General features: G+C 75.9%; 5 protein-coding genes and 1 pseudogene. 1 reads left to right on the forward strand and 5 read right to left on the reverse strand.

Annotated elements, in window-relative coordinates; all coding sequences use genetic code 11:
* Positions 1 to 167: 167 nt before the first annotated feature.
* Positions 168 to 425, forward strand: coding sequence for a glutaredoxin family protein (locus ACZ4M8_RS07525; RefSeq protein ID WP_467604185.1), 258 nt, complete (start codon positions 168 to 170; stop codon positions 423 to 425).
* Between the two features lie 163 nt (positions 426 to 588).
* Here ACZ4M8_RS07525 and nudC read toward each other — a convergent pair whose 3' ends face one another.
* From nudC to ACZ4M8_RS07550, 5 genes and pseudogenes are all read right to left on the reverse strand, one after another.
* Positions 589 to 1,524 carry an NAD(+) diphosphatase gene (gene nudC, locus ACZ4M8_RS07530; protein ID WP_467604187.1) on the reverse strand — a complete coding sequence of 312 codons (936 nt, stop codon included), beginning with the start codon at positions 1,522 to 1,524 and terminating at the stop codon, positions 589 to 591.
* A 72-nt stretch (positions 1,525 to 1,596) separates the two neighbouring features.
* Positions 1,597 to 2,997, reverse strand: coding sequence for a dipeptidase (locus ACZ4M8_RS07535; protein WP_467604190.1), 1,401 nt, complete (start codon positions 2,995 to 2,997; stop codon positions 1,597 to 1,599).
* A gap of 10 nt (positions 2,998 to 3,007) precedes the next feature.
* Positions 3,008 to 7,225 (reverse strand): UvrD-helicase domain-containing protein, encoded by a 4,218-nt coding sequence (locus ACZ4M8_RS07540; RefSeq protein ID WP_467604193.1) that lies wholly within the window; start codon positions 7,223 to 7,225, stop codon positions 3,008 to 3,010.
* Between the two features lie 681 nt (positions 7,226 to 7,906).
* Complete coding sequence (locus ACZ4M8_RS07545; protein WP_467604196.1) at positions 7,907 to 11,596, reverse strand: ATP-dependent helicase; 3,690 nt, start codon at positions 11,594 to 11,596, stop codon at positions 7,907 to 7,909.
* A gap of 457 nt (positions 11,597 to 12,053) precedes the next feature.
* A pseudogene (locus tag ACZ4M8_RS07550) lies at positions 12,054 to 12,512 on the reverse strand (MGMT family protein); the annotation flags it as partial.
* Between the last annotated feature and the right edge of the window lie 25 nt (positions 12,513 to 12,537).

The raw sequence follows: 12,537 nt of genomic DNA on the forward strand, positions 1-12,537 counted from the left end.
CCCGCCCCTCCCCGCCCCCCGGGAATGCTCCGGCCCCCCGCCACGTTGTCGTGGTGTCGCCGCTTCCGACCGGGGCTTCGGGGTTCCGGTTCGGGTGGGTCGGGTCGTAGGTCCCGTCCTCGTGGCGGCTTCTGTTGCGAGAGTCTTACCGAAGGAGCGCGGGGCGCATGGCGGGCACTGTGACGATGTACAGCACGACCTGGTGCGGTTACTGCCGTCGGCTGAAGAGCCAGATGGACCGTGAGGGCATCGCGTACACCGAGATCAACATCGAGCATGACGCCGATTCCGCGGCGTTCGTGGAGAAGGCGAACGGCGGCAACCAGACGGTGCCGACCGTGCTGGTGGTTCCCCCGTCCGGCGGCGAGAACGTCGTCATGACGAACCCGAGTCTCAACCAGGTCAAGCAGGCGCTGGCCGGCTGAGGTACCGCGTTCCTGTGCCCTCCCCGGGTTCTTCCGGGGAGGGCACAGTCGTGTCCGGACGCGGCTGCGCGGGAGAGGGAGGGCGCGCCGGGCGCCGACGCGGGTACGCGCGCGGCGGCGTCCCCGTCCGGTGTGGAGGGGGGCGCCGCCGCGCGTCAGCCGGTCAGGGCTTGGGGAGCGGCTTGCCGTACCAGAGTTCGATGAGGCGGGCGGCGATGGAGATGCCGTACGGGGGCAGGACCTCGCCGGATTCGAAGGCGGCGGTGAGGTCGTCGCGGGAGAACCAGCGGGCTTCCTCGATCTCCTCGCCGTCGACCTGGATGTCGCAGGAGGTGGCGCGGGCCATGAAGCCGAGCATGAGGCTGGAGGGGAAGGGCCAGGGCTGGCTGGCGACGTACTCGACGTCGCCGACGACGACGCCGGCTTCCTCGAAGACCTCGCGGGCCACGGACTGTTCGATGGACTCGCCCGGTTCGACGAAGCCGGCGAGGGTGGAGAAGCGGCCTTCGGGCCAGTGGACCTGGCGGCCGAGGAGGGCGCGGTCCTGGTCGTCGGTGACGAGCATGATGACGGCGGGGTCGGTGCGGGGGTAGTGCTCGGCGCCGCAGGCGGGGCAGCGGCGGATGTGTCCGGCGGCGGCGATGACGGTGCGTTCGCCGCAGCGGGAGCAGAAGCGGTGGAGGCGCTGCCAGTTCTCCAGGGCGACGGCGTGGACGAGGAGTCCGGCGTCGCGCGGGGAGAGGAGCAGTCCGGCTTCGCGGAGTCCGGCGGCGCGGGCGGACTGGTCGAGGCGGCCGGGAAGGGAGTCCTTCTGGAGGGCGAAGTAGCTGATGCCGTCGTCGTCGGTGCCGAGGTAGTAGCGGTGGGCTTCGGTCAGCGGCGCCTCGAAGGAGGGCGTCATGATCAGTTCGGTGCGGCCGTCGGGGGTGTCGTCGATGAGGGCCTGGCCGCCGGAGACCACGAAGACGCGGGTGGAGGGGTGGCTCCAGGCGGCCGCGAGCCAGGCCTCGTCGAGGCGGTGGTGCGCGGCGCGGTCGATGCCGCTCGGTGCGCTGAAGGTGATCGGCCGGTCAGCGCTGTGGTCGGTCCAGGTGGTCACTGCGGTCTCCAACTTCCCCTGTGGCGTGGGTGGTTGCTGCGTGCGGGGCGCGGGCGGTGTGCGTACGGGGGGTCAGGTGGTGTGCCAGTTCTCCGCGAGGTCGCCCCAGAGGTGGGCGGTGGTTTCGGCGCCCTTGAGGAGGAGGTCGAGTTCCACCTTTTCGTTGGGGGCGTGCCAGCCGTCGGAGGGGATGGAGATGCCGAGGAAGAGGACGGGTGCGCCGAGGACGTCCTGGAGGTCGGCGGCGGGTCCGGAGCCGCCTTCGCGGGTGAAGCGGATCTTCTGGTCGAAGGCGCGGCCCATGGCGCGGACGACGGATTGCAGTGCGGGGTGGTCGAGCGGGGTGAGGCAGGGGCGGGTGGCGCCCCAGAAGGTGAGGGTGTGGCGGATGCCGTCGGGGAGGCGGGCGGCGACCCAGTCGCGTACGGACTGCTGGACGGCGTCGGTGTCCTGGCCGGCGACGAGGCGGAAGGAGAGCTTCAGCTGGGCGGTGGCGGGGACGATGGTTTTGCCGCCGGGGCCCTGGTAGCCGCCGGAGATGCCGTTGACTTCGGCGGTGGGGCGGGCCCAGATGCGTTCGAGGGTGGTGTGGTCCGCCTCGCCGAGGGTGGCGTGGGAGTGGGCGGTGCGCAGCCAGGCGGCTTCGTCGAAGGGGAGTTCGGCGAGGAGGGCGCGTTCCTGGTCGGTGAGGGGGATGACGCCGTCGTAGAAGCCGGGGATGGTGACGCGGCGGTCGGTGTCGTGGAGGGCGGCGGCCAGGCGGGCGGCTTCGGTGGCGGGGTTGGGGACGGCGCCGCCGAAGGAGCCGGAGTGGATGTCCTGGTCGGGGCCGTACAGGTCGATCTGGCAGTCGGTGAGGCCGCGCATGCCGGTGCAGACGGTGGGGGTGTCCTTGGACCACATGCCGGTGTCGGAGACGATCACGGCGTCGCAGGCCAGGCGGTCGGCGTGGCGGGCGATGAGGTCCGGGAAGTGCGGGGAGCCGGATTCCTCTTCTCCTTCGATGAGGAGTTTGAGGTGGACGGCGGGGGTGGTGCGGCCGGTGGCGGCGAGGTGGGCGCGGACGCCGAGGGTGTGGAAGAAGACCTGACCCTTGTCGTCGGCGGCGCCGCGGGCGTAGAGCTTGCCGTCGGCGGTGTGCGGTTCGAAGGGGTCGGTGTGCCAGCCGTCCTCGCGGGCGGCGGGCTGTACGTCGTGGTGGCCGTAGACGAGGACGGTGGGGGCGTCGGGGTCGTCGCTGGGCCAGTGGGCGTAGACGGCGGGGTGGCCGTCGGTCTCCCAGATCTCGGCGGTGGGGAAGCCGGTGGCGGTGAGCTGGGCGGCGAGCCATTCGGCGCTGCGGCGTACGTCGGGGGCGCGGTCGGGGTCGGCCGACACGGAGGGGATGCGCAGCCAGTCGGCGAGGTCGGTGAGGAAGGTCTCGCGGTGGGCGGTGAGGTACGCGTGGACGGCGCTGTCCGGGGTGGTGCTCATGGGTCCGAGCCTATCGGCCTTCCGGGTGAGGGCGGTCGGCGGTCTCGCCGCGGAGGATGCGTTCGAGTTCGGGGCGGCCGGGGAGGTGGGTGGGGCGGATGAGGGTGCCGGTGCGGACGTGGAGGAAGGCGGCGCCGACGGCGGTGGGGGGCAGGTGGTGGCGTTCGGCCCAGGCGAGGCGGTAGATGGCGAGCTGGAGGGGGTCGGCGTCCTGGGTGTGGCCGGTTTTCCAGTCGATGAGGTCGAAGTGGTCGGTGCCGTCGGGGCCGGGGGTGCGGTAGACGGCGTCGATGCGGCCGCTGATGACGCGTCCGACGAGGGTCATACGGAACGGGGTTTCGACGCGGTACGGGGTGCGGTGGGCGTAGGGGGTGCGGGCGAAGGCTTCCTTGAGGGCTTCGAGGTCGTTCTCGTCGGCGATGTCGGGGTGGGCTCCGGGGTCGGCGCCGGGGAGGTCGTCGGGGTCGTGGAGGGGGAGGGGGAGTTCTTCGTGGCGGGAGGCGACCCAGGCGTGGAAGCGGGTGCCGCGGCGGGCTGCGGGCTGCGGCGGGCGGGGCATGGGGCGGGCGAGGTCACGGGCGAAGGTGTCGGGGTCGGCGGCGAGCTGCATCAGCTGGGTGGCGCTGAGGGCGTGCGGGAGAGGGACGTCGCGGACGGTGGCGCGGGCGCGGCGGAGTTCGGCGGTGAGGGCGTCGAGGTCGCGGTCCCAGGAGGCGAGGGTGCGGCGCTCTTCGGGGAGGAGGGGGGCGTCCGGGGCGGTGGGGGCGGGGGTGGTCACGGTAGGAGCGGTGTTCTTGTGGCCGCTGTGGACGGTGCCCTCGTGGTCGGCCCCGGAGGCGGGAACGGGCGCGGCGCCGCTGAGGCCGGCGGCCGCGTGGTCGGTTCCGGTGCCGGCGGGGCCGTGGCCGCTGTTGTCAGGGGCCGTGCCGGGGTGGCCGGTGACGTCGTGGTCGGGGCCGGGGGGTGCGCCGGGGTCCGAGGTGGCGTCGGCCGCGGCAGCGGTGTCGGGGTGGCGGGGGCCGGGGACCGCCGGGTGGTGCGGGGCGGGGGCCGGGAGGAGGTTCGGTTCACCGGCGAAGAGGTCGGTGTCGTCGGTGTGGGGGCGGCCCGTGGTGGGGTCGCCGGGGAGGCGTGCGGGGCTGTGGGCGGCGCCGTCCGTACCGTCGGCGGGGTCGTTCGTGCCGCCGGGGCGGGCGGGCGCGGCTCCGTACGGGGCGGTGCTGCCGCAGGGAGCGGACTCCCCGTCCGGGACGGGCTGCTCATACGGAGCGGCTTCCTCGTACGGGGCAAGCTCCTCGTACGGATCGGGTGCGTCGAACGGATCAGGGTCCCCGTAGCCGAACGGATCAAGGTCCCCGTAGGGCTCGGGCTCCCCGTAAGGGTCCGGCGTGCCGTACGGGGCGGTCGTGGCGTGGTGGCCGGACTCGGCGTGGGGGCCGGGCCCGGCGGACGGGTCGGCCGTCGCGCGGGGGCCGTGCGCGCCGGGGAGACCGGGCTCGGCGTGGAGGCCAGGCGCGCCGTGGAGACCGGGCGTCGCGTACGTACCGGGCGTCGCGTACGGCCTCTCGGGCGGGCTATCGGCGGCGGACACGGCCCTGGAGTGGTCCCCCTCGGGCATCGCGCTGTGGCCGGGAGTGTCAGGCCCCGGTGCTTCCGGTGCCCGCGCGTCTCGGGTGTCCGGTCCTCCGGGCAGGCGGGCGAGGTGGGCGCGGACCGTGGCGGCGGCGGCGCGGCGGTGGGCGGTGGTGGTGGGGTCGAGGGGGAGGGGCCAGTCGTGGGTGGTGGCGTCGTCGGTGAGGGTGGGGTTCTCGGCGTCGTCCTCGGGTGGGTCGGCCCAGACCTCGATCTCGCCGTGGCCGGCCTCGCAATGGGTGCGGAGGGCTTCGAGGAAGGCGGAGGGGCCGCGGGGGCGCTTCTGCTGGGGGCCCCACCAGTGGCCGGAGCCGAGGAGGAGGGAGCGGGGGCGGGTGAAGGTGACGTAGCCGAGGCGGAGTTCCTCGGTGGCCTGGTGGTCCTTCATCGCCTCCTTGAACGCCTTGAGGCCGCGGGCGTCGAAGGTGTCGACGTCGGGGAGGGTGGCGGCGTCGCCGCGCAGGGTGTGCGGGAGGACCTTGGGGCGGGTGGTCCAGGAGTCGCGGGGCTGTTCGCTGGGGAACTGCTTGGCGACGAGCCCGGGGACGGCGACGACGTCCCATTCGAGGCCCTTGGACTTGTGGGCGGTGAGGATCTTGATGGTGTTGTCGCCGCCGGGCAGGGAGGTGTCGAGGCCCTTCTCGTGGCGGGCGGCGGTGCGGAGGAAGCCGAGGAAGGCGGCGAGGGTGGCGTCGCCGTCGAGGGCGGCGCCGCCCTGTTTGGCGGCGAATCCGGCGGCGGTGTCGAGGAAGGTGGTGAGGGTTTCGCGGCGGCGGGCGGCGAGGGCGTGCGGGGAGGCGGCCAGTTCGACGTCGAGGCCGGTGGTGGCGAGGACGCGGTGGAGGACGTCCATGAGGGGGTCGCCGGTGGAGCGGCGCAGGTCGCGGAGTTCGGTGGCGAGGTAGGCGAAGCGTCTGCGGGCCTCGGGTGAGAAGGGGAGGCCGTCGTCGGGGCCGTCGGCTTCGAGGAAGGTGTCGAGGGCGTCGGCGAGGGAGAGCGTTTCGGCCGGGTCGGTGCCTTCGACGGCTTCGGCGAGGCGCCGGGCGGGGTCGTCGGCGGGACCGGTGTGCTGGACGAGGGTGCGGGCGCGGCGGCCGAGGAGGGCGAGGTCGCGGGGGCCGATGCGCCAGCGGGGGCCGATGAGGAGACGGACGAGGGCGGCGTTGGCGGTGGGGTCCTGGAGGACTTCGCAGACGGCGACGAGGTCGGCGATCTCGGGGAGGTGGAGGAGTCCGGAGAGGCCGACGACCTCGACGGGGAGGTCGCGGTCGACCAGCTCGCCCTGGATGCGGGCGAAGTCGGTGGCGGTGCGGCACAGGACGGCGATCTCGCCGGGCGGGGTGCCGGTGCGGACCAGGTGGGCGAGGTGGTCGGCGAGCCAGGTCAGTTCTTCGGCGTGGGTGGGCAGCAGGGCGCAGCGGACGGTGCCGTCGTGTTCGGCGCCGGGGGCGGGGCGGAGGGCTTCGACGCCGGTGTGGCGGGCGCGGAGGGGGGCGGCGAGGGTGTTGGCGAGGTCGAGGAGGCGGCCGCCGCTGCGGCGGTTCTCGCTGAGGGCGTGGCGGTGGGCCGGGGTGCCGTCGGGGAACGGGAAGTGCTCGGGGAAGTCGTCGAGGTTGGCGACGGAGGCGCCGCGCCAGCCGTAGATGGCCTGGCAGGGGTCGCCGACGGCGGTGACGGCGTGGCCGGTGCCGGGGCCCGGGGTGCCGTCGGGGCGGGTGCCGGCGCCGAAGAGTCCGGAGAGGAGGAGGCGCTGGGCGACGGAGGTGTCCTGGTATTCGTCGAGGAGGACGACGCGGAAGGTGTCGCGGAGGAGGGCGCCGACCTCGGGGCGGGTGGTGGCGAGGGTGGCGGAGAGGGCGATCTGGTCGCCGAAGTCGAGGAGGTCGCGGCGGCGTTTGGCGTCGCGGTAGGCGGCGACGAGGGTGGTCAGTTCGCGGCGGGCGCGGGCGGTCTCGGGGACTTTCCGCAGGTCGGCATTGGTCAGCGGGCGGTTTTCGAGGGTGGTGAGCAGCTCGGTGTCGTACCGCTGGAGGTGGTCGGGGGAAACGAGGTGCTCGGCCAGCTCGGCGTCGAGGGCGAGGAGGTCGTCGACGAGGGTGGGGAGGGAGGTGGTGAGGGCGGGGAAGGGGCCCTGGGCGGTGCGCAGGACGCGGGCGGCGAGCTGGAAGCGGGTGGCGTCGGCGAGGAGCTGGGCGCCGGGCTCGATGCCGATGCGCAGGCCGTGGTCCTTGAGGAGGGTGCCGGCGAAGGCGTGGTAGGTGGAGATGTGGGGTTCGCCGGGGTGTGCGTCGGGGGCGGCGGGGTCGTCGGCGGGGGTGGTGACGCCGGCGGCGTGGAGGGCGGTGCGGACGCGTTCCCTCAGCTCGCCTGCGGCTTTGTTGGTGAAGGTGAGGCCGAGGACCTGCTCGGGGGCGACCTGTCCGGTGCCGACGAGCCAGACGACGCGGGCGGCCATGACGGTGGTCTTGCCGGATCCGGCTCCGGCCACGATGACCTGCGGGGCGGGCGGCGCGGTGATGCAGGCCGTCTGCTCCGGGGTGAACGGGATGCCGAGGAGTTCTTTGAGCTGCTCGGGGTCGGTGAGTGGCGCGGACACATCGAAAACGGTAACGGGAGGGACTGACAATCGGGGCCGACGCGACGGTTGTACCTGGTTTGACCTGGGGTGATGTCGGGGCGGCGGGCGGCGGCGCGGGGGCCGGGGCTGCGGGGGCGGCGGGTGAGGTGAGGGTGAGCGGTACGCGGCCCCGGGAGGGCCGGGGCCGGATTTTCCGGCGTGTGGCGGGCGGGCTGCGGGCAGCAGGCGGCGGGGCTGGGCACGGCAGCTCGCGGCCGTACCGGTTTGCCCTGGAGTGGCGCCGGGGCGGCGGGCGGCTGCGCGGGGCCACGCCCACGGGTTCACGGGGACCAGTGAGCAGGTACAGGCGCACGGCCCGCACGCCGCGAAGGGCCGGATCCGGGCTCTCCGGCCCTTCGCGGCGTGCGGCGGACGACGGTGGCCCGGCACCCGGCACCCGCTCGCGTGCCGCCGTCACCCCGCGAACGGCCCGGCAGCCGGTCTTCCGGTCCTCCCCGCCGCCTGGCCCTCACCCGGCCGCCCGGACCAGCGCCCCATCGCGCCCGCCCCCGCTCTCCAGTACGGCCGCCACTGCCACGCTCCGTCCATCAGCGCCTCTCGGCCCCGTAGCCCGCTCAGACCCGCACCCCGCTCGGACACGTGGCCCGCCGTCCGGCTCCGGTCATGGCCTCCCCCGTAGCGCCTCGCGCTCGGAGCCCCTTACTCGACGATCTGGCGGCCCTCCGGCTGTGCGCTGCATGAGGTGCGGAAGGCGCAGTGGGTGCAGTGGGTGCCGGTGGTGGGGGTGAAGCGTTCGTCGAGGACGCGGCCGGCCGCTTCGGCGAGGAGGTCGCCGACCCAGGCGCCGTCGGGGGGTGGCTGGGTCTGGACGGTGGGCAGGGCGTCGCCGCCGTCCTTGCGGGGGGCGCCGAGGCGGAGGTGGACGAGTTGGGCGCCGGCGGTCTCGGGGGTGCGGCCGTCGAAGGCGTCGTCGAGGGCGCCCTGGCGGACGGCGAGCTGGTAGACGGCGAGCTGGGGGTGGTGGGCGACCTCGGGGCCGGTGGGTTTCTGTTTGCCGGTCTTGAAGTCGACGACGTAGGCGCGGCCCTGGTCGTCGCGTTGGACGCGGTCCATGGTGCCGCGGATACGGATCTGGTGGGGGCCGGCGTCGAGGGTGACGTCGAAGTCGTGCTCGGAGGCGGCGGGGGTGGCGCCGCGGAGGTCGCGTTCGTCGGTGTGCCAGCGCAGGAAGCGTTCCAGGGCGGCGCGGGCGTTCTCCTTCTCCTGGCGGGATTTCCAGGGGGCGTCGAAGGCGAGGGCGTCCCAGACGGAGTCGAGGCGGGCCATGAGGACGGCGAGGTCGGCGGGGGTGCGGCCGGAGGCGACCTCGTCGGCGAGGACGTGGACGACGTTGCCGAAGCCCTGGGCGGCGGTGGCGGGGGCGTCGGCCTTGACCTCGCGGCCGAGGAACCACTGGAGGGCGCAGGTGCGGGCGAGCTGGTCGAGGGCGCTGCCGGAGAGGACGACGGGCTGGTCGCGGTCGCGGAGCGGGGTGGCGTTGTGGGTGGGTTCGGCCAGGCCCCACCAGTTGTCGGGGTGGGCGGCGGGGACGAGGGGGCGGCCGTCGTCGTCGCGGAGGGCGGCGAGGCGGGCGAGGCGGTGGGCGGCGGCGTCGCGGAGGGCGGGGGTGGCGGCGGGGTCGACGGTGGTGGCGCGGAGTTCGGCGACGAGGGCGGCGACGGCCAGCGGGCGGCGCGGGCGGGCGGTGACGTCCTGAGGGGGGACGCCGAGTTCGGTGAGGAAGCGGGAGGGCGCCTCTCCGTCGTCGGCGGCGGCTTTGACGGCGGTGACGACGAGGCGGTCGCGGGCGCGGGTGGCGGCGACGTAGAAGAGGCGGCGTTCCTCGGCGAGGAGGGCGCCGGAGGTGAGGGGTTCGGCGAGTCCGTCGCGGCCGATGCGGTCGGCTTCGAGGAGGGAGCCGCGGCGGCGCAGGTCGGGCCAGAGCCCTTCCTGGACGCCGGCGACGACGACGAGGCTCCATTCGAGGCCCTTGGCGCGGTGGGCGGTCATCAGGCGGACGGCGTCGTGGGTGGGGACGCGGCGGGTGAGGGTGTCGGCGGCGATGTCCTGGGCGGCCAGTTCTTCGAGGAAGTTGAGGGCGCCGCGGCCGCCGGTGCGTTCCTCGGCGCGGGCGGCGGTCTCGAAGAGGGCGACGACGGCGTCGAGGTCGCGGTCGGCGTTGCGTCCGGCGGCGCCGCCGCGGTGCGCGGCGCGTTCCAGACGCTGTGGCCAGGGGGTGCCGTTCCACAGCTCCCACAGGGCGGCTTCGGCGGTGCCGCCGGCGGCGAGAAGGTCCTCGGCGGCCCGCAGGAGGCGGCCGAGGCGCTGGGCGCCGCGGGCATGGGCGGGGTCGTGGGCGACGAGGCGTTCGGGTTCGGCGAGGGCGCGGGCGAGGAGTTCGTCCGACGGGCGGGGCAGCGCGGTGCCCGCGGCCCGCTCCTCCTCGCGCAGGGCGCGCCCGAGCCGCCGCAGGTCGGCGGCGTCCATCCCGCCGAGCGGCGAGGTGAGCAGGTCGAGCGCGGTCTCGGGGGTGAGGTGGGCGGGGGCGAGGGTGCCGCCCGGGGCGGCGGTGTCCGCCGGGGTGTCCGGTACCGGCGCGGGGGCGTCCCCGGGGCCGCCGGACGCGGGTGCCGCCTCCTCGTCGTCGGCCGGCACCGCGGACGCGGGCCCCGGGGTGTCCGGCGCGACGGTCTCCTCCGGGGTGCCCGGACCGTCGGCGGTACCCGGCCCGCCCGGTACGGACGCGGGCTCGGCCACCGGCCCGCCGGGAACAGGCCCCTCCCCCGGGCCGTCAGGTACGGACCCGGGCTCGGCCACCGGATCACCCGGCGCGCCGTCAGCGGCGTCCAGTCCCCCGGCGGGATCCGGCCCGGCCGCGGCCGCATCGCCCGCGGCGGCGTCCCGGGCGCGTTCCAGCGCTCCCCGGGCGGCCACCCGCAACGCCGTGAGCAGCGGGGCCACCGCGGGCTCGTCGCGGAGGGGGAGGTCGTCGCCGTCGATGTCGAGGGGAACGCCGGCGGAGGTGAGGGCGCGGCGGACGGCGGGCAGGGAGCGGGCGCCGGCGCGGACCAGGACGGCCATCTCGTGCCAGGGGACGCCGTCCTCCAGGTGGGCGCGGCGCAGCAGGTCGGCGATGTTGTCGAGTTCGGCGCCGGGGGTCGGGTAGGTGAGGACGTCGACGCGGCCGCCGGGGCGGACGGCGTCCGGTGTGCGGTGGGCGCGGACGGTGGCGGCGGGCAGCCGGGTGAGCGGCATTCGGCGGGCCACTTCGCGGGTGGCGGCCAGGAGGGCGGCGCGGGGGCGGCGGGCGGTGGTGAGGACCGCGACGGGGGCGGGGGTGCCGTCGCCCCGGGGGAAGGCGGTGGGGAAGTCGAGGATGCCGTTCACGTCGGAGCCGCGGAAGGCGTAGATCGACTGGTCGGGGTCGCCGAAGGCGATCAGGGTGCGGCCGGGGGTGCCGGGTGCGCCGCGGGTGGTGCCGGGTCCGGCGAGGGCCGTCAGGAGGCGGAGCTGGGCGGGGTCGGTGTCCTGGTACTCGTCGACGTAGACGGCGTCGTAGGCGGCGGCCAGGCGGGGGGCGACGCCGGTGTCCGGGTCCTCGGCGAGGAGGACGGCGCGGTGGACGAGTTCGGCGTAGTCGAGGACGCCCTGGGCGTCGAGGACGTCGAGGTATTCGGCGAGGAAGCCGGCGGCGGCGGACCAGTCGGGGCGTCCGGTGCGGCGGGCGAAGGCGGCGAGGGCGTCGGGGCCCAGGCCCAGTTCGCGGCTGCGGGCGAGGACGGCGCGGACCTCGTCGGCGAAGCCGCGGGTGGTCAGGCAGGCGCGGAGTTCGTCGGGCCAGGTCACGCGGGCGCGGCCGGCGGCGGCGAGGCGGGCCTGGCCGGCGAGGAGTTCGCGGACGACGAGGTCCTGTTCGGGGCCGGAGAGCAGTCGCAGCGGGTCGGCGAAGAGGTCGGCGTCCTGGTGGGCGCGGACCAGGGCGTAGCAGAAGGAGTGGAAGGTGGTGGCCTGCGGGAGGGCGGTGGAGCCGAGGCGGGCGGCGAGGCGGTCGCGGAGGGCGACGGCGGCCTTGCGGCTGAAGGTGAGGACGAGGATCCGCTCGGGGTCGGCGCCGCCTCCAACGCGGGCGGCGACGGACTCGACGAGGGTGGTGGTCTTGCCGGTGCCGGGCCCGGCGAGGACGAGGAGCGGTCCCTCGCCGTGCTGAACCACCGCGCGCTGCGCGGCGTCCAAGGCAGGAGGCTCCGTCGTCCCCGGGTCGGTCCGCACCAGGCGGTACGGGCCGGGGGCGTCCCGCCGCGGCGCGCGGGGGTGCGGGCGTCGCGGTGTGTCGGAGAGGGAGGAGCTCACGTGGTTCGCCGGTTCTGGTGGAGGTACGGGTCGTGACGGGGCGGAGGTGCGGGCGGTGACGGCGCGGGGCCGTGGCGGGCGGGGCGCCGCCGGGCCCGGACCGGGCGGCCGGTCCGGGCCGCCCCGGTCGTCCGGGGGTGCGGTGCCGGACCTCGACGCTACGCCAGGCGGCGGGCTGGACGGCGGTTGTCCACAGGGTGCCCCCGGGTGGCGAGGGCGCGCGGATTCAGGAGTGCGCCGCCCGGCCGCGGCCCCGGCGCCGGGTGCGCGGGGCCGGTCCGTCGGGGACCGCCGGGCCGTCGTCGCGGCCGCGACCTGCGGTGCGGCCCCCGGGCGTGGCGGCGTCGCCGGGTGCGGGTCCGTCCTCGCCGAGGGGGATCGCGCCCTCCGGGAGGCCCGGGAGGTGGGTGAGGTCGACGACGGTCCGGGCGCCGGGGGCGGTGTCGGGAACGTCACAGCCGGCGGCGGGGCCGAGGGGTCCGTCCCAGCGGGCGCGGCGCATGTCGAGGCGGGCGGTGGAGCCGTCGGCGGTGGTGCGCAGCGGGGTGCCTTCGGCGCGGTAGTGGGCGAGGGCGCGGTGTTCGCTGCCGGGGAGCGGGGCGCCGTCCGCGCGGACCACGCGCCACCAGGGGACGGCGCCGCCGTAGAGGGCCATGGCGCGGCCGACCTGGCGGGGGCCGCCGGCGCCGCGGCCGTCGCGGTCCTCGGCGGCGAGGCGGGCGGCGATGTCGCCGTAGGTCAGGACGCGGCCGGGCGGGATGCGTTCGGCCACGCCGAGGACGCGTTCGGCGTAGTCGGGCAGCTCGGGTGCGGGGCGGATGTCCTTCGGGGGCGGGGTGCCGGGCACGGAGGGGTCAGGTGCGGTGCCGTCGCGGTGGCCACTCATTCGGTCCATCCTGCCGTACCCCGCCGACAACGGCGCGGGGCGTGTGCCGGGGGCC

It is taken from the genome of Streptomyces sp. NPDC027185 (assembly GCF_055567035.1).